Annotated in this window: 18 protein-coding genes, 1 tRNA gene and 1 pseudogene; 4 read left to right on the forward strand and 16 right to left on the reverse strand. The window is 70.2% G+C overall.

The genetic code is table 11. From position 1 onward, the window contains the following. Nucleotides 1–260: 260 nt before the first annotated feature. Nucleotides 261–1316 (forward strand): LacI family DNA-binding transcriptional regulator, encoded by a 1056-nt coding sequence (locus ACIOKD_RS26810; RefSeq protein WP_402088945.1) that lies wholly within the window; start codon nt 261–263, stop codon nt 1314–1316. A 96-nt stretch (nt 1317–1412) separates the two neighbouring features. Here the strand turns inward: ACIOKD_RS26810 and ACIOKD_RS26815 are convergent. From ACIOKD_RS26815 to ACIOKD_RS26830, 4 genes are all read right to left on the reverse strand, one after another. Further along, nucleotides 1413–1485, reverse strand: a tRNA-His gene (locus tag ACIOKD_RS26815). Nucleotides 1486–1592: 107 nt separating this feature from the next. Further along, nucleotides 1593–2195, reverse strand: coding sequence for an oligoribonuclease (gene orn, locus ACIOKD_RS26820; protein WP_398285980.1), 603 nt, complete (start codon nt 2193–2195; stop codon nt 1593–1595). Between the two features lie 154 nt (nt 2196–2349). Beyond that, complete coding sequence (locus ACIOKD_RS26825; RefSeq protein ID WP_402088948.1) at nt 2350–3579, reverse strand: helix-turn-helix domain-containing protein; 1230 nt, start codon at nt 3577–3579, stop codon at nt 2350–2352. 377 nt (nt 3580–3956) lie between these two features. Then, on the reverse strand, nt 3957–4292 hold the full coding sequence (locus ACIOKD_RS26830) for a hypothetical protein (RefSeq protein WP_402088951.1): 336 nt from the start codon (nt 4290–4292) through the stop codon (nt 3957–3959). A gap of 479 nt (nt 4293–4771) precedes the next feature. Here ACIOKD_RS26830 and ACIOKD_RS26835 point away from each other — a divergent pair, with 479 nt between their 5' ends. Beyond that, on the forward strand, nt 4772–5296 hold the full coding sequence (locus ACIOKD_RS26835) for a universal stress protein (protein ID WP_402088954.1): 525 nt from the start codon (nt 4772–4774) through the stop codon (nt 5294–5296). A gap of 462 nt (nt 5297–5758) precedes the next feature. Here ACIOKD_RS26835 and glmS read toward each other — a convergent pair whose 3' ends face one another. Together glmS and ACIOKD_RS26845 are read right to left on the reverse strand one after the other, a co-directional pair. Further along, nucleotides 5759–7576 carry a glutamine--fructose-6-phosphate transaminase (isomerizing) gene (gene glmS / locus ACIOKD_RS26840; RefSeq protein ID WP_402088957.1) on the reverse strand — a complete coding sequence of 606 codons (1818 nt, stop codon included), beginning with the start codon at nt 7574–7576 and terminating at the stop codon, nt 5759–5761. A gap of 12 nt (nt 7577–7588) precedes the next feature. After that, a complete protein-coding gene (locus tag ACIOKD_RS26845; RefSeq protein WP_398285977.1) occupies nt 7589–7846 on the reverse strand; it encodes a hypothetical protein in 258 nt (85 codons plus the stop codon). 163 nt (nt 7847–8009) lie between these two features. Here ACIOKD_RS26845 and ACIOKD_RS26850 point away from each other — a divergent pair, with 163 nt between their 5' ends. Continuing rightward, nucleotides 8010–9602: a fibronectin type III domain-containing protein gene (locus ACIOKD_RS26850; protein ID WP_402089297.1), complete on the forward strand. Its 1593-nt coding sequence runs from the start codon at nt 8010–8012 to the stop codon at nt 9600–9602. Nucleotides 9603–9950: 348 nt separating this feature from the next. On the opposite strand, the gene ACIOKD_RS26855 is transcribed toward ACIOKD_RS26850, so the two are convergent. Then, nucleotides 9951–10805 carry a DUF4429 domain-containing protein gene (locus tag ACIOKD_RS26855; RefSeq protein WP_402088959.1) on the reverse strand — a complete coding sequence of 285 codons (855 nt, stop codon included), beginning with the start codon at nt 10803–10805 and terminating at the stop codon, nt 9951–9953. A gap of 62 nt (nt 10806–10867) precedes the next feature. On the opposite strand from ACIOKD_RS26855, the gene ACIOKD_RS26860 reads away from it, so the two are divergent. Further along, nucleotides 10868–12472: a beta-N-acetylhexosaminidase gene (locus tag ACIOKD_RS26860; RefSeq protein ID WP_402088962.1), complete on the forward strand. Its 1605-nt coding sequence runs from the start codon at nt 10868–10870 to the stop codon at nt 12470–12472. Nucleotides 12473–12544: 72 nt separating this feature from the next. Here the strand turns inward: ACIOKD_RS26860 and ACIOKD_RS26865 are convergent, their stop codons facing one another. The 9 genes and pseudogenes from ACIOKD_RS26865 to ACIOKD_RS26905 form a co-directional block, all read right to left on the reverse strand. Further along, nucleotides 12545–14377, reverse strand: a complete 1833-nt coding sequence (locus ACIOKD_RS26865; RefSeq protein WP_402088965.1) for an IucA/IucC family protein — start codon at nt 14375–14377, stop codon at nt 12545–12547. Beyond that, on the reverse strand, nt 14374–14961 hold the full coding sequence (locus ACIOKD_RS26870; RefSeq protein ID WP_402088969.1) for a GNAT family N-acetyltransferase: 588 nt from the start codon (nt 14959–14961) through the stop codon (nt 14374–14376). The genes ACIOKD_RS26865 and ACIOKD_RS26870 overlap by 4 nt, the downstream gene beginning before the upstream one ends. Then, nucleotides 14958–16250: a lysine N(6)-hydroxylase/L-ornithine N(5)-oxygenase family protein gene (locus ACIOKD_RS26875; RefSeq protein ID WP_402088972.1), complete on the reverse strand. Its 1293-nt coding sequence runs from the start codon at nt 16248–16250 to the stop codon at nt 14958–14960. Before ACIOKD_RS26875 ends, ACIOKD_RS26870 begins: the two co-directional genes overlap by 4 nt. Beyond that, nucleotides 16234–17676, reverse strand: a complete 1443-nt coding sequence (gene desA / locus ACIOKD_RS26880) for a lysine decarboxylase DesA (protein WP_402088975.1) — start codon at nt 17674–17676, stop codon at nt 16234–16236. The genes ACIOKD_RS26875 and desA overlap by 17 nt, the downstream gene beginning before the upstream one ends. Nucleotides 17677–17816: 140 nt before the next feature. Then, nucleotides 17817–18231 (reverse strand): annotated as a pseudogene (locus ACIOKD_RS26885) (siderophore-interacting protein); the annotation flags it as partial. A 161-nt stretch (nt 18232–18392) separates the two neighbouring features. Then, on the reverse strand, nt 18393–19439 hold the full coding sequence (locus tag ACIOKD_RS26890) for an ABC transporter substrate-binding protein (RefSeq protein WP_402088978.1): 1047 nt from the start codon (nt 19437–19439) through the stop codon (nt 18393–18395). Nucleotides 19440–19646: 207 nt separating this feature from the next. Continuing rightward, a complete protein-coding gene (locus ACIOKD_RS26895) occupies nt 19647–20807 on the reverse strand; it encodes an acyl-CoA dehydrogenase family protein (protein ID WP_402089299.1) in 1161 nt (386 codons plus the stop codon). 11 nt (nt 20808–20818) lie between these two features. Beyond that, on the reverse strand, nt 20819–21811 hold the full coding sequence (locus ACIOKD_RS26900) for a hydroxymethylglutaryl-CoA lyase (RefSeq protein ID WP_402088981.1): 993 nt from the start codon (nt 21809–21811) through the stop codon (nt 20819–20821). Continuing rightward, nucleotides 21808–23991: an acetyl/propionyl/methylcrotonyl-CoA carboxylase subunit alpha gene (locus tag ACIOKD_RS26905; protein WP_402088984.1), complete on the reverse strand. Its 2184-nt coding sequence runs from the start codon at nt 23989–23991 to the stop codon at nt 21808–21810. Before ACIOKD_RS26905 ends, ACIOKD_RS26900 begins: the two co-directional genes overlap by 4 nt. Nucleotides 23992–24007 lie beyond the last annotated feature (16 nt).

Genomic DNA, 24007 nt, shown 5'->3' on the forward strand with positions numbered 1-24007 from the left:
GGGTGTCAAGGGAGAGGACGCAGTGACGTGTCTTCAGTTATCGGGCTGTTAGCTAACCTCGGCGGAGACGGCGAGAATAGGTCTCCGACGGTTGCGGGACGGCTTCGGGAAGGCTCCGGATCGGCTTCGGAGTGGCCCCGGCGACGCCGGGGGAGGGCGTCCGGAAAGTGGAGGCACCGTCTCCGCGAGCCCGGCCCCGATCACGGCTGTTAGATTCCAGGCCAAGCGCGGTGTCAACCGTGTCGGACGGGAGGCGGACCATGGCAGTCCACGGAGCGCGGAGCCGGAGCGGCGGGCGGCCGACCCTCGAAGAGGTCGCCGCGCGGGCCGGGGTGGGCCGCGGCACGGTCTCCCGCGTGATCAACGGCTCCCCGCGGGTCAGCGACGCCACCCGGGCGGCGGTGGAGGCGGCGGTCGCGGAACTGGGATACGTGCCGAACACGGCCGCCCGTGCCCTCGCGGCCAACCGCACCGACGCGATCGCCCTGGTCGTCCCCGAGCCCGAGACCCGCTTCTTCGCGGAGCCGTACTTCTCCGACATGCTGCGGGGGGTGGGCGCGGCGCTCTCCGACACCGAGATGCAGCTGCTGCTGATCTTCGCGGGCAGCGACCGGGAGCGGGCCCGGCTGGCCCAGTACCTGGCGGCGCACCGGGTGGACGGGGTCCTGCTGGTCTCGGTCCACGCGGACGACCCGCTGCCCGACCTGCTGGCCCAGCTGGAGATCCCGGCCGTGATCAGCGGTCGCAGGTCGGCGGACGAGACGCTGCCGTCCGTGGACTCGGACAACTTCGGCGGCGGCCGGTTCGCCGTCGAGCACCTCCTGGCCCAGGGCCGCCGCACCATAGCCCACCTCGCGGGACGCCTCGACGTGTTCGGTGCCCAGCGCCGCGTCGACGGCTACCGCGCGGCGTTGCGCGACGCGGGCCACGAGGTCGACGAACGCCTCATCGTGCCGGGGGACTTCACCGAGGAGGGCGGCCGTCGTGCGATGACGGAGCTGCTTGCCGTCTGCCCGACCCTGGACGCGGTCTTCGCCGGGTCGGACGTGATGGCGGCCGGCGCCCGGCAGGTCCTGCGCGAAGTGGGGCGCCGTATACCCGACGACGTGGCCCTCGTCGGCTACGACGACTCGGCGATCGCCCGCCACATGGACCCGCCCCTGACGAGTGTGCGCCAGCCGATCGAGGACATGGGCCGCGCGATGCTCGGCCTGCTGCTGGACGAGATCGCGGACCGCCGCCCGGCGGTCTCCCGCGGCCTGGAGCGACGGCAGCTGGTGCTTCCCACGGAGCTGGTGGCGCGGCACTCGTCGTAGAGCGGGCGCGGGCGCTGTTCCCGTGTCGTCGTTTCCCAGAGTCTCGAACGCAATCAAGGCCCGACCTGTTTCCCAGGTCGGGCCTTGATCATTCAGGGTGAGTGACGGGACTTGAACCCGCGGCATCCTGGACCACAACCAGGTGCTCTACCAGCTGAGCTACACCCACCATGACCGGCAATCCTGCGTGTGGTTCACCTGAAGTGGTGCACCGACCGGCCGAGAAAAAGTGTACAGGGTCCGAAGGGGTGCTCGCTCCCGCCTTTACGGCGGGGGCTACCGCGCGGGCAGGACGTGCTTCGAGGCGATCGAACGGGCCGTGTCCGAGTCCGGTCCGGGCTGCGGGACGAAGATCGCCTCGCGGTAGTAGCGCAGCTCGGCGATCGACTCGCGGATGTCGGCCAGCGCCCGGTGGTTGCCGTTCTTGTCGGGACTGTTGAAGTACGCCCGGGGGTACCAGCGGCGGGCCAGTTCCTTCACGGAGGAGACGTCCACGATGCGGTAGTGGAGGTACGCCTCCAGGGTCGCCATGTCCCTCAGCAGGAAGCCCCGGTCCGTGCCCACCGAGTTCCCGCACAGCGGGGCCTTGCCCGGTTCCTTGACGTGCTCACGGATGTAGGAGAGGACCTCCTCCTCCGCGGCGGCCAGGGTCGTGCCCGCGGCCAGCTCGTCGAGGAGGCCGGAGGACGTGTGCATGGTGCGCACCACCTCCGGCATCGTCTCCAGCGCGGCGTCCGGCGGACGGATCACGATGTCCACCCCCTCGCCGAGCACGTTGAGCTCCGAGTCGGTCACCAGCGCGGCCACCTCGATGAGCGCGTCCTCCGACAGCGAGAGACCGGTCATCTCGCAGTCGATCCACACCATGCGATCGTTCATGCGCTCACCCTACGGCCCGCTCACCCACCCGGGCAGGCCCGGGACCTCGGCAGTCGTGACCGGTGGGGCGCCGGGCCGGCGGGGCCGGGGGTCGCGGACGGCGCCGGCCCCGGACCGTGAAGGGTCCGGGGCCGGTGTGCGACGTTGCCGCTTGCTAGGGCGCGCTCCGCTGGCCCGGCAGGCTGTGCCGTCCGGCCGCGTACAGTTCCGCGCCCGGGCGTCCCGCGTCCGAGGAGAGGGACGACGCCGCGCCGACCGCGTGGGCGGCCGCCGTACGACGGGTCTGGAACGGCACGGGCGCCTCCTGCTGGAGCACCGGTGGCGCCGGCGGTGGCGAGCCGTCCGGGTCGCTCTGCTTCTCACCCTGCGGGCGGCGCGCCCGGTACGCGGCGCGGTACGCCGCCGGGGAGGAGCCGAGCTGGCGGCGGAAGTGCCCGCGCAGCGCAACCGGCGAACGGAAGCCGCAACGGCCCGCGACCTCGTCCACCGAGTAGTCGGACGTCTCCAGGAGCCGCTGTGCCTGGAGCACCCGCTGCGTGATCAGCCACTGCAGGGGAGCACTCCCGGTGAGCGAGCGGAACCGGCGGTCGAACGTACGCCTGCTCATGTACGCGCGGGCCGCCAGCGTCTCCACGTCGAACTGTTCGTGAAGGTGCTCCAGTGCCCAGGCGACGACCTCCGCGAGCGGGTCGGCGCCGATCTCCTCCGGTAAAGACCGGTCGAGATAGCGCTCCTGGCCGCCACTGCGCCGGGGCGGGACCACCAGGCGGCGGGCCAGCGCACCGGCCGCCTCGTTCCCGTGGTCCGTCCGCACTATGTGCAGACAGAGGTCGATCCCCGCCGCGGTGCCCGCCGACGTCAGCACGTCGCCGTCGTCCACGAACAGCTCGCGGGGATCGACATGCACCGACGGGTAGCGCTTGGCCAGCGTCGGTGCGTACATCCAGTGTGTGGTCGCCGGACGGCCGTCCAGCAGTCCGGCCGCGGCGAGCACGAAGGCGCCGGTGCACAGCCCGACTATGCGGGCGCCCTCCTCATGTGCCCGGCGCAGCGCGTCGAGTGCCTCCTCCGGTGGCGGTGAGGTGATCGACCGCCAGGCGGGCACGACAACGGTGCCTGCCCGGGAGATCGCCTCCAGCCCGTTGGGCGCGGTGAGTTCCAGGCCTCCTGTGGTCCGCAGTGGGCCATCCTCACCGGCGCACACCAGTAGTCGATACCGCGGCACGCCGGCGTCCTGGCGGTCGATGCCGAACACCGACAGCGGTATGGAACTCTCGAAGATGGGGCCGCCGCTGAACAGCAGCACCGCGACGATCTCCTTGCGGCGTCGCCCGGAAAGTTTCCGGGCCGCGGCTTCCGGCGCGGCAGTGGAGTCGTGGCTCATCCTGCTAAGCCCCCCTCGGTGGTCGCGGCTCCTCGGTTGTGTCGCTCCTGCACGTTTCCCCTCGGTCCTGCACGAGTCCCCCGCCGTAAGACGTCAAGATCGAATCTACTGTGTCGTGTGGTGCCGAGGTGGCCAGTTCAGCACTCGGCAGATTGTCGACATGGCAACTTGGCGTGAAGCATTCGATCACGAAGCGTTGCACTCGTGGGCCGCACAGGGAAGTGCGCCTCGTCCCCGTGGCCGGTCCCCGTAGGGTGCGGGCACCCTACGAGACCCTTTCGGTGCAGGTCGAACGGGGGGTGGGGGGTGGTTCGGCCAAGGGGTACGCAGGGCATGGAAGTTGGCTGAAAAGCAGCGGGCGCGTGCGCACAAACCGGTCAGTCAACCGGCGTATTTCCACCGGCGTGCCGGCCCCCGTGGCGGTCGCCGACGTAGGCCCTGCCGTGCTGCACATGATGCGGTGTCCGCTCCGCCGCGCGCAGTTGCGCCGCGCCGCGCTCGGATCGGCGCAGCAGCACCCGGCAGGCACCCGTCACCGCGGCGAGGCCCAGGGCCGTGCCGGCCGCGCCCGCCAGTGAGGTCCCGTACCCGACGAGGACGACCGGAACCAGGACGCAGCTGAAGGCCGCCCAGCGGACCACGTCCGTGGCGGTGTCCTGTGCGGTGCGCCTGCCGGCGGGAGGGTGGGGTGCGGTCGTGGGGCGTCCGGGCACGGTGGGCTCCTCCCTGGGTGGTGGGTCACCTGTTTCAACGCTTGTTCGAGCGGGCGGTCACGGGGAGGTTTTCCGGGGTTGCCCCGGGAGCTTCGGGCTCAGCCCTTTGGGATGGGGGTCGGGTGGGGGCCGGTGGGGCTTGTCGCGCCGTTCCCCGCGCCCCTGAGGGGCTGCGGCCCCTACGGATTGCGCCGTTCCCCGCGCCTCTGGAGGGCGAAAGACTGCGCCGTTCCCCGCGCCCCTTCCTGGGGGGTCGGCTGGGGGGCGTTGTGTAAAACGGCTGTACGGGGCAGCAACCATTGCGTTACGGGCATCCTCTCGGGCATGCTCCGTGGAACCCTCCCGCGGCGAGAGCGGGATCTGGGCAGAGGAGGCGTCGCGCCGTACCCTTGGGGGTATGGGGTTGGGAAGATGATTCCCGGACACAGCTCCGCAGCTCCTGTCGGCCCACCCAAGAGGATCCGAACGCCGAGACACCCATGGCCGGTCACGAATTCGAACCCGCGGACCGCAAGCGCCGCGTCGCCGATCACACGGCGGCCGAGCCCTTGGCGGCGGAAGAGACACGCCAGTCCTGCGACCCAGCCTTCAAGCACGGTGTCGTCGTGGGCTTCGACGGCTCGACATCCAGCGAGCGCGCCCTCGCGTACGCGATCGGCATGGCCTGCCGCTCCGGATCCGGCCTGATCATCGTGCACGTCGCGAATCGGCTGCCCACCACGGTGTGGGCCGGCTGCGAGCCCCCGGTCTTCGTCGACGTGCCGGACCACCGCACCGAGGTGCTCGGGCTGGAACTGGCCTGTGCGGAGTATCTGGCCGAGGTTCCGTGGATCCTCGTCGAGCGCGGTGGCGACATCTGCCACGAACTCGAAGAGGTGGGGCGTGAGTACGAGGCCGACGCGATCGTGGTGGGGTCGACCCACGGGATCGTCGGGCGCATCTTCGGGTCGGTCGCGGGGCGGCTCGCCAAGCGGGCGCAGCGGCCTGTGGTCGTCATTCCGTAACTCGGTCCGCAACTCGGCTCCGGCGCAGGTGGTGTGCGTCCCGGGCGGGGCAACTCCCTTACGTGGCACGGCAAAACTACTCATGCGTAGATGTGTTTGTGTGCTTGTGAAGGGCATATAGGCAGCAGGTTTCCCGTCGTTGTGCGGCGTGCTGCCGGCCGGAGCGTGACGGTTACCGGTGGTGGGCAGCCGGCCGGGGTTTTGGGCGGCCCCGGCGCGTGAACGGACCCCCGCGTGTCTGGTGGCGACACGTGGGGGTCCGTTCGGTTGCGTTGCGCTGGTTCTGCGGGCCGGCGGGGGCTTGTCGCGCAGTTCCCCGCGCCCCTGAAGGGCTGCGCCCCTTAAAGATCGCGCCGTTCCCCGCGCCCCTGGAGGGCGGAAGATTGCGGCGTTCCTCGCGCCCCTGGAGGGCGGAGAAGACTGCGGCGTTCCCCGCGCCCCTATGGGGGTGTCCCTTGTGGGCTACTCCACCGTTACCGACTTGGCCAGGTTCCTGGGCTTGTCGATGTCTCTGCCCAGGGCCAAGGCCGTGTGGTAGGCGAGGAGTTGGAGGGGGATGCCCATCAGGATGGGGTCCAGTTCGTCCTCGTTCTTGGGGACGACGATCGTCTGGTCGGCCTTCTCCTGGACATCGTGGGCCACGGCGAGGATCTTGCCGCTGCGGGCCTTGATCTCCTCCAGGGCCGCGCGGTTCTTCTCCAGCAGGTCGTCGTTCGGGACGATCGCGACCGTCGGCAGCGCGGGCTCGATCAGCGCGAGCGGACCGTGCTTCAACTCCGAGGCGGGGTAGGCCTCGGCGTGGATGTACGAGACCTCCTTCAGCTTCAGCGACGCCTCACGGGCCACCGGATAGCCGCGTACGCGACCGATGAAGAGCATCGAGCGGGCCTCGGCGTACTGCTCGGCCAGCTTCTTGATCTCGTCCTCCTGGGCGAGGATCTCCGTGATCTGGCCGGGCAGCCTGCGCAGGCCCTCGATGATCCGCTTGCCGTCGGAGACCGACAGGTCACGGGTGCGGCCCAGGTGCAGGGCGAGCAGCGCGAAGGCGACCGTGGTGTTGGTGAAGCACTTGGTGGAGACCACGCAGACCTCGGGTCCCGCGTGCACGTACATGCCGCCGTCCGCCTCGCGGGCGATGGCCGAACCGACCACGTTCACGATGCCCAGGACCCGGGCGCCCTTGCGCTTCAGCTCCTGCACGGCGGCCAGGACGTCGTACGTCTCACCGGACTGGGACACCGCCACGTACAGCGTGTCGGGGTCGACGACCGCGTTGCGGTAGCGGAACTCCGAGGCGGGCTCGGCGTCCGCGGGGATACGGGCCAGTTCCTCTATCATCTGGGCGCCGATCATGCCCGCGTGGTACGAGGTGCCGCAGCCCAGGATCTTCACGCGGCGGATCTTGCGCGCCTCGCGGGCGTCCAGGTTCAGCCCGCCCAGGTGCACGGTCGAGAACCGGTCGTCGATCCGGCCGCGCAGCACCCGGTCCACGGCCTCGGCCTGCTCGTGGATCTCCTTGTGCATGTACGTGTCGTGGCCGCCCATGTCGTAGGAGGCGGCCTCCCACTCCACGGTGGTCGGCTCGGCCGTCGTACGGGTGCCCTCGGTGGTGTACGTACGGAAGTCGTCGGCCTTCAGCGTCGCCATCTCGCCGTCGTCGAGGGTGACGATCTGGCGGGTGTGCGTGACCAGCGCGGCGATGTCCGAGGCGACGAACATCTCCTTCTCGCCGATGCCGAGGACGACCGGGGAGCCGTTGCGGGCCACCACGATGCGGTCCGCGTGGTCGGCGTGCATCACGGCGATGCCGTACGTGCCCTCGATCAGCCGGAGGGTCTCGCGGACCTTGTCCTCCAGCTTCTCGGCCTGGGAGCGGGCGATGAGGTGGGTGAGGACCTCGGTGTCGGTCTCGGAGAGGAACTCGACGCCCTCCGCCTCCAGCTTCTTGCGCAGGTCGGACGCGTTGTCGATGATGCCGTTGTGAACGACGGCGACCTTGTTGTCGGCCGACATGTGCGGGTGCGCGTTCTCGTCCGAGGGGGCGCCGTGGGTGGCCCAGCGGGTGTGGGCGATGCCCGTGGTGCCGGCGAAGCGCTTGGGGACGCGCGCCTCCAGATCACGCACGCGGCCCTTGGCCTTGACCATCTTCAGACCGGCCGTCTTCGGCGACGTCACGACGAGACCGGCCGAGTCGTAGCCGCGGTACTCCAGACGCTGCAGGCCCTCCAGAAGGAGCGGCGCCACGTCACGCCTGCCGATGTATCCCACGATTCCGCACATACAGAGAAGTTCCTAGCCGTAGACGATGCGGCGCACCTGCCGGAGCGTGAGCTCCGGCGGTGCGACCGCGCGGTATTCGAGATCCGCCGTGATCCGTTCGAAGATCGCCGAGTTGACCAGGCCCTGCGCCTGGAGCTCCCGGTGGCGGCGACGGACGTAGTCCTCCGTCGTCTCGTCGAAGTAGGCGAGCACGTCCTGGATCACCCGCAGTGCCTCGCCCCGGCTGAGGGCGGAGGAGCGCGTCAGGTGATCAACAAGGTCGTCGTGCACCCGTTGATCCTGAGGTAAAGCGCGGGCAATCGCAAGAATCCTGCCCGATTTCGGGCAAGAGGCTGTTGAAACTCTTATGGGAGCCTGTTCGGGGCCTGTTCACCCTGTGGTCCACGGGCAGATGGTTGCCGGGAGCACCTTTCAAGCCATGGACATTCCACGTATGGGGATCCCCGAGCGGCTCGCCGAGAAGATGAACATGGCCGAGCAGCACGAGTATCTGCACTCCAGGTTCTCCCGGCGCACGATGATCAGAGGCGGAGCCGTCACCATGGGCGCCGTCGTGGGTGGCGCGTTCCTGCCGGGGGCGAGCGCGCAGGCGGCGGGTTCGGTGACCGGTTCGGCGACCGGCCGCGGCGTCGGAGCCGCGTCCGCCGCGGAGAGGGTCGACGGGGCCCTGGTCGCGCCCTTCGGCCGGCACCTCGCGTACGGGGCCGACGCGCGGACCGAGATGACCGTGTCCTGGCAGGTACCGGTCGCGGTGCGCAAGCCGTACATCCGGATCGGTGCCCATCCCTGGGACCTCTCCCGGAAGATCGAGGCCGAGGTCCGCACCCTCTTCACCCCGGCGGGGGTGGGAGCGAGCGGCGACCACACGCAGTACTACCTGCACGCCCAGCTCAGCCGTCTGCGGCCGGGGCGCACCTACTACTACGGCGTCGGGCACGAGGGCTTCGACCCGGCGGAGCCGCGGTTCGCGGGCACGATCGGTACCTTCACCACCGCGCCCGCGCACGCCGAGCCGTTCACCTTCACCGCCTTCGGTGACCAGGGCGTCAGCTACCACGGACTCGCCAACGACAGCCTGATCCTGGCCCAGGGTCCGGCGTTCCACCTGCACGCCGGTGACATCGCGTACGCGGACCCGTCCGGCATGGGCAAGAAGGAGGACACCGGCTACGACTCGCGGACCTGGGACCAGTTCCTCGCGCAGACCGAGTCGGTCGCCAAGCAGGTGCCGTGGATGGTGTCGTACGGCAACCACGACATGGAGGCCTGGTACTCCCCGAACGGCTACGGCGGCGAGGAGGCCCGCTGGCGGCTTCCCGGGAACGGGCCCGACAAGAAGAACCTGCCCGGCGTCTACACCTTCGTGCACGGCAACACGGCGGTCATCTCGCTGGACGCCAACGACATCTCCTTCGAGATCCCGGCCAACCTCGGGATCTCCGGCGGCACGCAGACCAAGTGGCTGGAGGCGCAGCTCAAGAAGTACCGGGCCGCCGAGGGAATCGACTTCGTTGTGGTGTTCTTCCACCACTGCGCCTACTGCACGTCCACCGCGCACGCGTCCGAGGGCGGGGTGCGGCAGGAGTGGGTGCCGCTGTTCGAGAAGTACACGGTCGACCTGGTGATCAACGGGCACAACCATGTGTACGAGCGGACCGACGTCCTCAAGGGGAACGAGGTCGCCAAGGAGCTGCCGATCGGGGGGACCGCGTATCCCGAGACGGACGGGGTCGTGTACGTGACCGCGGGGGCCGCGGGGCGGAGTCTGTACGCGTTCAGCGCGGACGAGTCGTACGAGGGGCATGTGAAGGAGAACGACTCGGTGTCGTCGTTCGTGTGCCTCGCGGACGGCGGGCGGGAGAAGGAGACCGTCGCGTGGTCGCGGGTTCGGTATCTGGACTACTCGTTCCTGCGGGTGGATGTCGCTCCGGCTGCTCGGGGGCGCCTTGCGACGCTGAGGGTCACGGGGATCGCCGAGACCGGTGAGGAGGTCGACCGGTTCACCGTCGCGCGGCGGGTTCGGTGAGGGTTCGCTCCGCTGGGTGAGGTTGTTCTTCGGGTGCGGGTGCGGGTGCGGGTGCGTGGGGGTGGGCCGCGCAGTTCCCCGCGCCCCTCGGGGCGGGCTGCGCCCTGCCCTCGGGTGGGGTTGTTCTTCGGGTGCGGGTGTGTGGGGGCTGGTCGCGCAGTTCCCCGCGCCCCTTGGGGCGGGCTGGCGCCCTGCCCGCGCGGGGTTTCGGCGCGTGTGATGTCGTCCGGGGCCCCGCGCCTCTGAGCAGGGGCGCGGCCCCGCTCTCAGGGGCGCGGGGAACTGCGCGGCCAGCCCCCACCGGGCCGCACTCTGTCCCTGCCCCTGTCCCTGCCTCTGTGCCCGCTCCTACATCCCGCGCAGGATCGCCTGTTTCGCCAAGGTGAACTCCTCCTCCGTCAGGACGCCCGAGCTGCGCAGGTCGCCCAGTTCTCGGAGGCGGCGGAGCAGGGCGTCGTGGTCGACCTCCGTGAGGGCGAGTTGCGAGGGGGCCGGGGCCGGGGTCGACGGGTGGGGGAGGCGGGCCTGGACCGCTGCCGCCACCAGGGCCATCAAGGGGTCCTTCTTGAAGCCCCACAGCTCCACGGCGTTGGCGTCGTACTTCGGCGGCGCCTTCGTGGGCGCACCGCGCACGGTGAAGCGGAGATGGCCGTTCTCCAGGCCGACCGAGGGCTGCCACTCGACGCCCTCGATGTCGGCCAGGGCGAGCGTGCGGGCACCCACGGCCGACTTCGCCTCCTCCGTCTTCCAGTTCCACTCCAGCCGGACCTGCTCCCCGTCGAAGCTCGCGGTGCCGTCACCGGCGGAGACCGACAGCGGCACGGCCGGGCCCGGCAGCAGATAGCGGTCGACGGCGGCGGTCGGCACCCCGTCCAGGAGCAGCGCGTTGCGGATCTCGTCCACGAAGTACTCGGCGACGCCGTAGCGGTCCGAGTCGACGGTCAGCTGGTAGGGGTCGGAGGCATCCGTGAGTCTGCCGCCGGTCGCGTGCAGGAGCGGGTCCGCGCCGTCCCGCAGCCGCAGCCTGAGCCGGCCGGTCCGCTTGCCCTGCTCGAACGAGACGCCCGCCAACGCGCCCAGTGGTACCGCCAGTTCACCCAGGGACTTGCGCAGCACGCCCACGTTCTTGTCGCGGCCGGGCACCAGCCGCAGGGCGTCGCCGTCGAAGGTCCACGTGCCGTCCCGCTGGATGATTTCCGCCATGAGGGGGATTGTTTCACCGGCTCTGCGGGAGAGTGGTCTATACCCATTCGAAGGGAGCGCATGTGAGACAGCACAGAACGCCCCGTCTGCTCGGTACGCTGCTGCTCGTGGCAGCCGCCGGTATCTCCGTGGTCGGCGCGGCACCGTCCGCGCCCGACCGCACAGTCACTCCGCTGAGCCGGGTCGTCCCGGCGCCCGCCTCGGTCGTCCCGGGCGGTTCCCCGTACCGGATCACGAGCGGTACGCGCATCCGCGTGGACCGCTCGAAGGAGGTCCATGACGTCGGCGCGTATCTCGCCGGTGTGCTGCGGCCGTCGACCGGTTACCGGCTTCCCGTCACCGACGACCCGGGCGGCGACGGCATCCGGCTCCGGATCAGCCGGAAGGGCACCGCCGGGCTCGGCGCCGAGGGGTACCGGCTGACGAGCGGGAAGGGTGCTGTCACGATCACCGCCCGCGCGCCCGCCGGGCTGTTCCACGGCGTGCAGACCCTGCGGCAGCTTCTGCCCGCAGCCGTCGAGAGGGGCTCGGAGCAGCCGGGTCCCTGGGCCGTCGCCGGCGGCACCATCACGGACACCCCCCGCTACGGCTACCGCGGCGCGATGCTGGACGTCTCCCGGCACTTCTTCACCGTGGACCAGGTCAAGCGCTACATCGACCAGTTGGCGCTCTACAAGATCAACACGCTGCACCTGCACCTCAGCGACGACCAGGGCTGGCGCATCGCCGTCGACTCCTGGCCGCGGCTCGCCACGTACGGCGGCTCCACGCAGGTCGGCGGCGGCGGGCCCGGCGGTCACTACACGAAGGCCCAGTACAAGGACCTCGTGCGGTACGCCGCCTCGCGTCACCTCGACGTCGTGCCGGAGATCGACATGCCGGGCCACACCAACGCGGCGCTCGCCTCGTACGCGGAGCTGAACTGCGACGGTGTCGCCCCGCCGCTCTACACCGGCACCGAGGTCGGCTTCAGTTCGCTGTGCGTCGACAAGCCGGTGACGTACGACTTCGTGGACGACGTGGTGCGGGAACTGGCCGCGCTGACCCCGGGCAAGTACCTGCACATCGGCGGTGACGAGGCGCACTCCACCAGCCACGAGGACTATGTGGCCTTCATGGAGAAGGTCCAGCCGATCGTCGCCGAGTACGGGAAGAGCGTGATGGGTTGGCACCAGTTGACCGGGGCGGCCCCCGCGAAGGGCGCGCTGGCCCAGTACTGGGGTCTGGACGGTACGAGCGCCGCCGAGAAGGAGCAGGTCGCGGCGGCGGCCAGGAACGGCACCGGGATCGTCCTCTCGCCCGCCGACCGGGTCTATCTGGACATGAAGTACACCGCCGACACGCCCCTCGGCCAGGCCTGGGCCGGGCTGGTGGAAGTGCGGCGGTCCTACGACTGGGACCCGGGCGACTACCTGCCGGGCGTGCCCGGTTCGGCCGTGCGGGGGGTCGAGGCGCCGCTGTGGACGGAGACCCTGTCGACCTCGGAGCACATCGAGTACATGGCGTTCCCCCGGCTGCCGGGCGTGGCCGAGCTGGGCTGGTCGCCCGCCTCGACGCACGACTGGGACGCCTACAAGGTGCGGCTCGCCGCGCAGGCACCACGGTGGGACGCGCTGGGCATCGACTACTACCGGTCGCCGCAAGTGCCCTGGCCCACCGGCTCGTAGCCCGCTGATACGACGGCGGGCGCCCCCTGGGACCGTACGCGGGGGCGCCCGCCTGCTTGTGGGAACCGGCGGCTACAGCCCGGCTATGGGGTTCTTCAGGGTGCCGACGAGCTGGAGGGCCCCGGCCGGGTCGGCGAGGTCCACCATCTGCTCGTTGTCGCGCAACTGCAGCCGGTTGAGGCAGGACAGCGCGAACTCGGGCGCGAACATGTCGTACTGCCGGAACTTGTCCGCGAGTTCGGGCGCGGACGCCTGGTAGTCGCGTACGCAGTCGGCGACGGTCCGCCAGAAGTCGTCCTCCTCGATGACGCCCTCGGCCGCGAGGTTCGCCGCCAGGAAGCGGAAGAAGCAGTCGAAGACGTCCGTGAGGATCGACAGGAGTTTTCTGTCCTCGGGCACGTCGACGCGCAGCCGCTCGACCGTCGGCGGGAGCACCGCGTCCGGGTCCATGACGGCGATCTCCTCGGCGATGTCCTTGTAGATCGCCCGCTCGACCACCCCGTCCTTGAGGACGAGGATGACGTTCTCGCCGTGCGGCATGAACACCAGGTCGTACGCGTAGAAGCTGTGCAGCAGCGGGGTGAAGTACGCCCGGAGGTAGCGGCGCAGCCACTCCACCGGCGTCAGCCCCGAACGCTCGATGAGCGAGGCGGCGATCGAGGAGCCCTCGTGGTCCACGTGGACGAGCGAGGCCATGGTGGCCAGGGACTCGCCGTCCCCGAGCGAGGAGACCGGGCTCTCGCGCCACAGGGCGGCGAGCATCTTGCGGTACGGGGAGTAGCGGTCGGTGGCGGCCTCGTACTCCAGGTGCCGGTAGCCGACGGCCGCGCGCTCGCGGATGATCGACAGGCCGGTCGAGCGCAGCACCGGGTCGTTGTCGATGAGCTGCGCCAGCCAGTCGTTGATGGCCGGGGTCGCCTCCATGTAGGCGGCGGACAGGCCGCGCATGAAGCCCATGTTGATGACCGACAGGGCGGTTTTCACATAGTGCTTCTCGGGTTCGCTCCGGTTGAAGAACGTCCGGATCGATTGCTGGGCCAGGTACTCGTCGTCGCCCTCGCCCAGGCACACCAGGTGCCGCTGGGCGACCTCGGCGGCGAAGGTGACCGTCAGTTTGTTCCACCACTGCCAGGGGTGGACCGGGATGAAGAGGTAGTCGGCCGGGTCGAGGTCCTGGTCGCGGAGCGTGCCGTGGAAGCGGTCCACGGTCTCCGCACCCAGCTCGGCCCGCAGGAACGACTCGTACTCGATGCCCACGCCCGCCGTGAACGCGGCCCGCGAGCGGTGTGCGGCCAGCCAGACCAGCCGTACGGGGCTCGCGGTCTCGGGCGCGTACGAGAGGTACTCGTGGATCCCGAAGCCGAGCCGGCCGTTGTTGGCGACGAAGCAGGGGTGGCCCTCGGTCATCCCCGTCTCGATCTCCTGGAAGCCGCTTTTCGCCAGCTGGGGGGAGGTGAGCTGCGGCTTGGTGAGCTTGTAGCAGGTGCCGGAGAGGGTGGAGGAGATCTCCTCCAGGTAGACCGGCAGCACCTCGTCGCTCAGGCCGAGTGATTTTCTCAGCTCGATGAAGAAGTCCAGTGCGGCGAGCGGCAGTTCACCGCCGTCACGGCTGCGGGTGATCGACTCGGCGTCGACCTGCCAGTGGTCGAGGGCGCGGCGGGTGGCGGTGAAGCGGTAGCGGGTCAGCCCGTCGTCACTGCGGACGGCGTACGCGCCTTTTTTACCGCTGTAGTCGCTGGTGCTGGTGCTGGTGCTGGTGCTGGTGCTGGTGCTGTCGCCGTCGACCGGCTCGGGGGTGATCAGGCGCTCGTGGGCGAACTCGGCGAGGGCTTTGCGGATGAGGAGGCGATTGGCCCGGGCCCAGCGGTGGGGGGACAGATGCGCCACGGCGTCGGACAGGGTCACAGGGAAACTCCTCGGCTGGCCGGGCTGCGCCGGTTCAGGAACTGTTCACGCGTGCAGAAGGACAGCAGCGCGCGCTTCTCCGGCTTCTCGATCTCGCGCTCCGGGACGAAGCCGACGGCCTCGTTGAGCGCGTGCACCGCCTTGTTGGTGACGTCGGGCTCGACGACGACCCTGCGGGTGCGGGGGTCGGCGAACAGCTCGTCCATCACGGCGGTGATGACGGCACGGGTGAAGCCGTGCACGGGCCGGTCGGTGGGGGCGACCAGGAAGTGCATGCCGACGTCACCGGGCTCGGGCTCGTACAGCCCGACGAGTTCGATGTACCGGGGGTCGTACCTCTCCATCAGGAACGCGGGCCGGCCGTCGTGCAGGCCGAGATACGCGTGGTGGTGCTCGTTGGCCGCGATGGCCATGTACTCGCGCTCCACGTCCTGGAGTCTCGCGTCCTGCATCATCCAGAACGCCGCCTTGGGGTCGGTCACCCAGGAGTGCAGCAGCTCGGCGTCCTTGAGGGGGTCGAGGGGGCGCAGGCTCAGCGTGCCGACGGCGTCTTTGGCCGCGTATCCGGCTGCGGCGGCGTTCATACGCCGAACTCCTGGAACGCGATGGACTTCTCCACCGGGTAGTACTCGGTGCCGAGCAGTTCCCGGATGATGTACGCGTTGCGGTACGCGCCCATGCCGAGGTCCGGTGAGGTGACCGAGTGGGTGTGGACTCCGGCGTTCTGCAGGAAGATCCCGCGGCCGGTCGTGTCGATGGCGTAGTTGCGCGCCACGTCGTGGTTGCCGTGCTCGTCGTAGCGGATCCGGTCGCGCACGGGCTTCAGGAACGCGGGCTCCACGTACGTGTAGCCGGTCGCCAGGATCAGGCCCTCGGACTGCAGCTCGTAGTCCGTCTCCTGCTCCTCCTGGCGCAGCCCCAGGGTGTACGTGCCGTTCTCGTGACTCGCCTGCTTGAGTGCCGAGTTGGTGAGCAGGCGGGTGGGGACCGGGCCGCTGAGGTTCTTCTGGTAGAGCAGGTCGAAGATCGAGTCGATCAGCTCCCCGTCGATCCCCTTGAACAGGCCCTTCTGCTCCTTCTGGAGGCGGTAGCGGGTCCGCTCGGGCAGCGCGTGGAAGTAGTCGATGTACTCCGGGGAGGTCATCTCCAGCGTCAGCTTGGTGTACTCCAGCGGGAAGAACCGCGGGGAGCGCGTGACCCAGTTCAGCCGGTATCCGTGGACGTCGATCTCGCTCAGCAGGTCGTGGTAGATCTCGGCGGCGGACTGGCCGCTGCCGACCAGCGTGATCGATTTCTTGGCCTGCAGCTCCCGCTTGTGCTGCCGGTAGCGGGAGTTGTGGATGAAGTCCCCGCCAAGTTCCGCGCAGGCCTCCGGGATGTACGGGGGAGTGCCGGTGCCCAGGACGAGATGCCGGGCGCGGTACTCGTCACCGGCGGTCGTCCGGACGGCGTACACCTCGTTCTCCTCCTCGTACGTCACCTCCGCGACCGTCGTGCTGAAGCGGACGCTGGAGAGTTTCGAGGCGGCCCAGCGGCAGTAGTCGTCGTACTCGACGCGCAGCGGGTAGAAGTTCTCGCGTATGTAGAACGAGTACAGACGGCCCGACTCTTTCAGGTAGTTGAGGAAGGAGTACGGGGACGTCGGGTCGGCCAGGGTGACCAGGTCCGACATGAACGGCGTCTGGAGGTGCGCGCCCTCCAGGAACATCCCGGAGTGCCATTCGAAGTCCGGCTTCGACTCCAGGAAGACACCGTCGAGTTCGTCGATCGGCTCGGTGAGGCAGGCGAGGCCGAGGTTGAAGGGGCCCAGCCCGATGCCGATGAAATCGTGCGCGCGCACGGCGGATTCAGCGGGTTCAGGAAGCGCGGTCAAGGGACTCTCCAAGGTACTGCTCGGCGTGGCCGGCGATCAGGTCGAGCACGGCGGAGATGTCGTCCGTCGTGGTCTCGGGGTTGAGCAGGGTGAACTTCAGGTAGTGCCGGCCGCCGACCTTCGTACCCGCTACCACCGCGTCGCCGGAGGCGAACAGGGCCTTGCGGGCGTACAGGTTGGCGCGGTCGATCTCGGCCGGGTCGGTGACGGCGGCCGGGATGTAGCGGAAGACGAGGGTGGAGAGGGACGGGGCGACCACGACGTCGTAACGCGGGTCGGCGGCCAGCAGCTCCCAGCCCTCCTCCGCCAGGTCGCAGACCTCGTCGAAGAGCTCGCCGATGCCGTCGGCGCCCATCACCCGCAGGGTCATCCACAGTTTGAGGGCGTCGAACCGGCGGGTGGTCTGCAGGGACTTGTCGACCTGGTTGGGGATGCGCTCGTGCACCATGCGCTGCGGGTTGAGGTACTCCGCGTGATAGGTGGCGTGGCGCAGGGTGGCCGAGTCGCGGACCAGCACGGCGGACGAACTCACCGGCTGGAAGAAGGACTTGTGGTAGTCCACGGTCACGGAGTCGGCGCGCTCGATGCCGTCGATGCGGTGCCGGTTCTTGAGCGAGGCGAGCAGCCCGCAGCCGTACGCGGCGTCCACGTGCAGCCAGGCACCGAACTGCTCGCACAGTTCGGCGATCTCGGGCAGCGGGTCGATGGAGCCGAAGTCGGTGGTGCCGGCGGTGGCGACGACGGCCATGGGGACCAGGCCGTCCCGCCTGCAGCGCTCCAGCTCGTGGGCGAGCGCGACGGTCTGCATGCGCTTGTCGTTGCCGGTGGGGACGGTGACCACGGAGTCCTGGCCCAGGCCGAGCAGTTTCGCGGACTTCTTCACGCTGAAGTGGCTCGCCTCGGAGGCGAAGATCCGCAGTTCGGCGTACGAGTCGGTCTTGGCCTCCTCGCGGGCGAGCAGCAGCGCCTGGAGGTTGGACTGCGAGCCGCCGGAGGTGAACACGCCGTCGGCGGAGCGCCCGAACCCGATGCGCTCGTTGGTCCAGTCGATGAGCCTGCGCTCGATCAGGGTGCCGCCGGCCGACTGGTCCCAGGTGTCCAGGGAGGAGTTGACGGCGGAGAGGACCGCTTCGCCGACCACCGCGGGGATGACCACCGGGCAGTTGAGGTGGGCGAGGTAGCGGGGGTGGTGGAAGTAGATCGCGTCCCGGAGGTAGACGTCCTCCAGTTCGTCGAGCACCGCGGTCGTGTCGTGCAGCGGCTTGTCGAGGTCGATCCGGTCGATGCGGGGCGCGAGGGCGTCGACCGTTACACCCGTGAACGGACGGTCGGTGGTGGCGAGTTTGGCCGCCACCCGCTCTATTCCTTCGGTCACGGAACGGCGGTACCGATCCGCGGTCGTGTCATTGAGCAGGTGCGAGCGCATGGGGGAGTCCTCCGGGGGCAGGAGAGGGACGGGCGCAGATGTGTGACGTGGGGGGCTGCGATGAACTTAGGTTAGCCTAACCTAAGTTGCTGTGCGAGCACTTCTCGGCCATCACGCTGTGACGCGTGCCTCTCTTTGCGTCACGCGGCGGATCCCGCTGCCTGCGCGCGCGGTTGCTCCTCGCTCAGCCCGCGCCGCCAGTAGCCGACGAACGTGACCCGCGTGCGGTCGAGTGCGTACGAGCCAGGTGATCTCGGCGTCCACTCCGGCGGCGGTGAGGGGGGCGTGGCTGTCACCCGTGTGCGGGACCTCCAGCCAGACGCGGGCCTCGCCGGGGGCGGCGCCGGCCGCCCACTGTGAGGCCGGACCCGCGGGGGTGGCGGCGCCGGGCTCCGTGCCGTGCAGGACGAAGGCGATGTCGATCTCGGTGGTGGATCCGTGTGCGTCCTGGCGCAGGGCGCGGAGCGTGTACGAGCGCATGACCGCGCGTACGTCCTCGGGTGTGTCGATCCAGGCCTGGCGCCAGCCCTCGCCGTACTCCACGGGAGGTGAGGGCGCGGGGCGGGGTTGTGTGTTGGCTGCGGGCCGGTGGGGGTTGGCCGCGCAGTTCCCCGCGCCCCTGGGGGCGACGGCGAAAGGATCGCGCCGTTCCCCGCGCCCCTTAAAGGGCGAAGGCGGAGGGCTGCGTCGTTCCCCGCGCCCCCAGTTGCGAGAACTCAGGCGACCTTCTTGGCCTTTTCGATGGCCTCGGCGAGGTTGTCGAGCATGGGGGTGCACTTGTCGTAGGAGAGGATCGGCTCGGGGGTGCGGCCGATGACCTGGCCGGCCTTCACGGCGGGCAGCTTCTTCCAGGTCGCCTCGGTGATGTCGGCGGGCTGGATGGTCGCGGTGCGGTCGTCCATGATGATGACGTCGGCCGGGTACTTGTCGACGTTCTCCCAGCTCAGGTTCTCGAACCAACCGCCGCTGGCCTTGAGGACCTTGGCCGGCGGCTCGACGAGGTTCACGCCGAGGGCCTTGAAGTACTCCAGGTCGATGGAGAGGTTCGAGCCGGACACGTAGAAGATGTCCTGGCTCGCGGAACCGGCGAGGACCCTGATCTCCGGGCGGGCCTTGGCGGCGGCGCGCAGGCGCTCGGCGGCCTTCTCGAAGTTCTTCTTCGCCTCGACGGTCTTGGCGGCCTTCACGTCCGCGCCCAGCGACTCGGCGAGCGCGAGCATGCGTTCCAGCGGCCCCGGCAACTGACGGTCGTAGACGGAGATCCCGACGCTCGGGGCGAGCTTGGCGATCTTGTCCTTGGACTCCGCGGGGACGTACCAGAGGGTGCCGGCGTCGTCGAACATCGTGGAGAGCAGCACGTCCGGGGCGAGCGTCGCGTACTTCTCGACGTTGAACTGGCCGTACACGTTGCCGAGGACCGTCAGCTTGCTGACGTCCATGTCGCCGGCCTGGACGTCGGCCTTGCCGTCCTCGGTCCTGGTCGGGCCGAAGACGCCCTTGACCTCGATGCCGTAGTCGAACAGGGCGGCGGCCACACCGGTGAACGCGACGATGTTCGCCGGGACCTTGTCGAGCTTCACGGTCTCGTCGCGGTCGTCCTTGAACGTCCAGGGGCCGGAGGCGGCGGCCTTCGTCCCGTCCGCCGAGCCACCGCTTTTCGGGTCGTCGTCACCGCAGGCGGCCAGCACGGCACCGAGGCCGACGGCTCCGCCGGCGGCGAGGATGCCGCGTCGGGTGAGGTGGGTGGCGCGGGCGTTGGGCATGGCGTGGCTGCTTTCGAACAGGGCGGATGATCCACCGGACAGATGCGAAGGTAGGTTAGCCTAACCTCAGCTCGTGTCCAGGCGGAGGGTTCCACCTGCTGAAACGCCCGGGGCGGCCGGTTGAGGTCGCTGTGAGCAGGCTGTGCGACCGCTGCCGCCGATGAGGCGAAGCCTATGCCGAGGGCGTCACCTGCGGCGTGCGGCGGGTCAGCCCGGCAGGCCCAACTCCCGTGCGATCAGCATGCGCTGGACCTCGCTCGTGCCCTCGCCGATCTCCAGGATCTTGGAGTCCCGCCACATGCGGGCCACCGGGTACTCGTTCATGAAGCCGTAGCCGCCGTGGATCTGGGTGGCGTCGCGGGCGTTGTCGACGGCGATCGTGGAGGAGTGGAGTTTCGCCAGGGCCGCCTCCTTCTTGAACGGTTCGCCCGCCACCAGGCGGGAAGCCGCGTCGCGCCAGGCCAGGCGGGCCGTGTGGGCCCGCATCTCCATGTCCGCGATCTTGAACTGGATCGCCTGGTTCGCGCCGATCGGGCGGCCGAAGGCGTGGCGCTCCTTCGCGTACTTGAGGGATTCGTCGACGCAGCCCTGGGCCAGGCCCGTCGCCAGGGCCGCGATCGCGATGCGGCCCTCGTCCAGGATGCGGAGGAACTGCGCGTAACCGCGGCCCTCGGTGCCGAGCAGGTTCGCGGCCGGGACCCGGACGTCCGTGAAGGACAGTTCGCGGGTGTCCGAGGCGTTCCAGCCGACCTTCGAGTAGGGGGCGGCGACCGTGAAGCCGGGGGTGCCGGACGGGACGATGATCGAGGAGATGAGTGGCCCCCCGTCGGGCTTGCGGCCCGTCACCGCCGTGACCGTCACCAGGCCCGTGATGTCCGTGCCCGAGTTGGTGATGAAGCACTTGCTGCCGTTGATCACCCATTCGTCGGTCGCCTCGTCCAGGCGGGCCGTCGTGCGCGTCGCGCCCGCGTCCGAGCCGCCGTCGGGCTCGGTGAGGCCGAACGCGCCGAGCAACTCGCCCGAGCAGAGGCGGGGTAGCCATTCCGCCTTCTGCTCCGGGGTCCCGAAGAGGTGGATCGGCATCGCGCCGAGCGAGACCCCCGCCTCCAGGGTGATCGCCACCGAGGAGTCCACCCGGGCGAGTTCTTCGAGGACGATGCCCAGCGCCAGGTAGTCGCCGCCCATGCCGCCGTGCTCCTCCGGGAACGGCAGCCCGAACAGGCCCATTCGGCCCATCTCGCGGACGATCTCGTACGGGAACTCGTGCCGTTCGTAGAAGTCGCCGATCTTCGGGGCCACGACGTCGTGGGCGAAGTCCGCGACCGTGCGCCGGAGTTCGTCGAGTTCGGGGGAGAGTCGGTGGTCCAGGGGCATGCGGGTCACTCCTTGTGGGAGAGGGCGCGGACGGTGCGGGACGGGCTGGGTCGGCCCAGTTGTCCGGCCATCCACACGCTTGTGGCGGTGAGGAGGCCGAGGTCGACACCGGTGTCGATGCCGAGGCCGGTCAGCATCCACACGAGGTCTTCGGTGGCGAGGTTGCCGGTGGCGCTCTTCGCGTACGGGCAGCCGCCGAGGCCGCCCGCGGACGCGTCCACGGTCGTCACGCCGTGCTGGAGTGCGGCCAGGGTGTTGGCGAGGGCCTGGCCGTAGGTGTCGTGGAAGTGCACGCCGAGGGCCGCCGTCGGCACTCCCTCGGCGTTGAGTGCGGTGAGGAGGGCCCGTACGTGGCCCGGGGTCGCCACGCCGATCGTGTCGCCCAGGCTCAACTCGTCGCAGCCCATGTCGAGCAGGGCTCGGCAGACCCGTACGACCTGGGGGACCGGGACCGGGCCCTCCCACGGGTCGCCGAAGCACATGGAGAGGTAGCCGCGCACGTGGGCGTCCTGGGCCTTGGCCCGTGCGACCACCGGCTCGAACATGGCCAGGGCCTCGTCCACCGTGCGGTTGAGGTTGGCCTTGGCGAAGGACTCGGTGGCGCTGGCGAACACCGCGATACGGGTCGCGCCGAGGGCCAGGGCGCGGTCCAGGCCGCGGTCGTTCGGTACGAGGACGGGGAGAGCCGCTGTGCCGCTGGGGGTGCCCAGGTCCCGTACGAGGGGGAACAGCCGCTCCGCGTCCGCCAGTTGGGGGACCCACTTGGGGTGGACGAAGCTCGTCGCCTCGATGGTGGTGAGGCCCGCGGCGGCCAGGCGGTGGATGAACTCGGCCTTCGTCGCGGTCGGGACGGTCGACTTCTCGTTCTGCAGGCCGTCGCGCGGGCCGACCTCGTGGATACGGACCCGGGCGGGGAGGCCTTCGGCGGCTGCGGCCGGTACGGCCATGGGGAGGCCGACCACGGGACCGAGTTCGGGATCGAGTTCGGGGGGCGTCATGCCTGCTCCTCCTGCGCTGCCGCCGGTTCGCGCGGCGCGATCACGGCCAGGATCTGGTCCATGGCGACCGTCGTGCCCGGGGTGACGTCCAGTTCGGTGACGGTGCCGGCGTGCGGGGCGGAGATGACGTGCTCCATCTTCATCGCCTCCACGACCAGCAGGCTCTGACCGGCGGTCACCTCGTCCCCCACGGCCACCTTCACGACGGTCACCGTGCCGGGCATGGGGGCGGTGAGGGAGTCCGCGTCGGCGTGCGCGGCGCCGGTGAGGGAGGCGGTGACGGGGTCGTGGTCCTGCACGTTCCACGCGTCGCCGTCGCGGCCCAGCCAGGTGCCGGCGTGGTGGAAGGTGTGGGTCTGGCCGTCCAGGTGGAGGGTGAGGGTGGAAAGGCTTTCCTCTTCCCCGTCCCCGCCCCTTCCCGGCTGTGACATGTGCGGCTGCGCCGCGTGAGGGGGCAAGCCCTCGGACACCCGATGGCTGCGGGTCGCGGCGCCGGACCCGGGAGGAACGGTGGCGTCGCCGACGCCGCCCAGCCTGACCTCCGAACCCGAACCCGAACCCGAACCCGACCCCGTGCTCCGTACGCGGACGGTCACGGCGTCGTGGCCCGGCACCCGCACGTGGTGCACGGTCCAAGCCGCCTCGCCGCCCAGGCGCCACCCGCTCGGGACCGAGAACGGATCCGTCCACCCACCCAGCCCGTCCGGCGCTTGAGGACGAGGCCGTTCAGGCCGATCGGGGGTCCGGGGGCGGAGCCCCCAGGGGGTGAGAGCCGCCTGGCGCAGGACGCCGGCCGCCACGTACACCTCCGGTGGAACCTCCCCCGAGACCAGCCCCTCCACCTCCCGCTCCACCAACCCCGTGTCCAGCTCTCCCGCCACCACCGCCGGATGCGCCAGCAGGTTCCGGAGGAACGCCGCGTTCGTCCGCACTCCCAGCGTCACCGTCCGGGCGAGGGCTCCGCGCAGGCGGCGCAGGGCCGTCGCGCGGTCCGGGCCGTACGCGATCACCTTCGACAGCATCGGGTCGTACAGCGAGCCGACCTCCGTGCCCTCGCTGAGGCCCGAGTCGGTGCGGATGCCGTCGCCCTGGGGCTCGTACAGGCGCAGGACCGTGCCGCCGGACGGCAGGAAGCCGCGTGCGGGGTCCTCCGCGCAGATGCGGGCCTCCACGGCGTGACCGGTGAGAGTGACGTCGGACTGGGCGAAGCCCAGCCGTTCGCCCGCCGCCACCCGCAACTGCCACTCCACCAGGTCCAGGCCCGTGATCAGCTCGGTCACCGGGTGCTCCACCTGGAGGCGGGTGTTCATCTCCATGAAGCAGTACGAGGCCGGGTCGTCGCCCGGGACGATGAACTCGACCGTGCCCGCGCCCGAGTAGCCGCAGGAGCGGGCCGCCTGGACGGCCGCCTCACCCATCGCGGCCCGCGTCCTCTCGTCGAGGAACACGCTCGGCGCCTCTTCGATGATCTTCTGGTGCCGGCGCTGGAGGGAGCACTCGCGCTCGCCGAGGTGCACCACGTTCCCGTGGCCGTCCGCCAGGACCTGGATCTCGATGTGCCGGGGGCGGTCGACCCACCGCTCCACGAGGAGGGTGTCGTCGCCGAAGGAGGAGCGGGCCTCGCGGCGCGCGGCGGCGATCTCGTCGGCCAGCAGCGTCGCGTCCCGTACCAGGCGCATCCCCTTGCCGCCGCCGCCCGCCGAGGGTTTGAGGAGTACCGGCATGCCGATCTCCCCGGCCGCGGAAGCCAGTTCGGCGTCGCTCAGCCCGCTGCCCGACGAACCCGGCACCACCGGGACCCCGGCCGCCCGCACCGTCTCCTTGGCGCGGATCTTGTCGCCCATGAGGGAGATGGCGTCCGCCGGGGGGCCGATGAAGACCAGGCCGGCTTCCGTGCACGCTCGCGCGAAGTCCGCGTTCTCCGCCAGGAAGCCGTAGCCCGGGTGCACCGCCTGGGCGCCGGTTCGGGCGGCGGCCTCCAGCAGGCGCTTCGCCGAGAGGTAGCTCTCGGCGGCCGGCGCCGGGCCGATCCGTACCGCCGTGTCCGCCTCGCGTACGTGCCGGGCGTCGGCGTCCGCGTCGGAGAAGACGGCCACCGAGCGCACGCCCAGCGACCGCAGTGTCCGGATGACCCGGACGGCGATCTCGCCCCGGTTGGCCACCAATACCGTGTCGAACATTGTCCTGGGTCCCCTC

The sequence above is a fragment of the Streptomyces sp. NPDC087844 genome, from assembly GCF_044742785.1.
Lineage (GTDB): Bacteria > Actinomycetota > Actinomycetes > Streptomycetales > Streptomycetaceae > Streptomyces.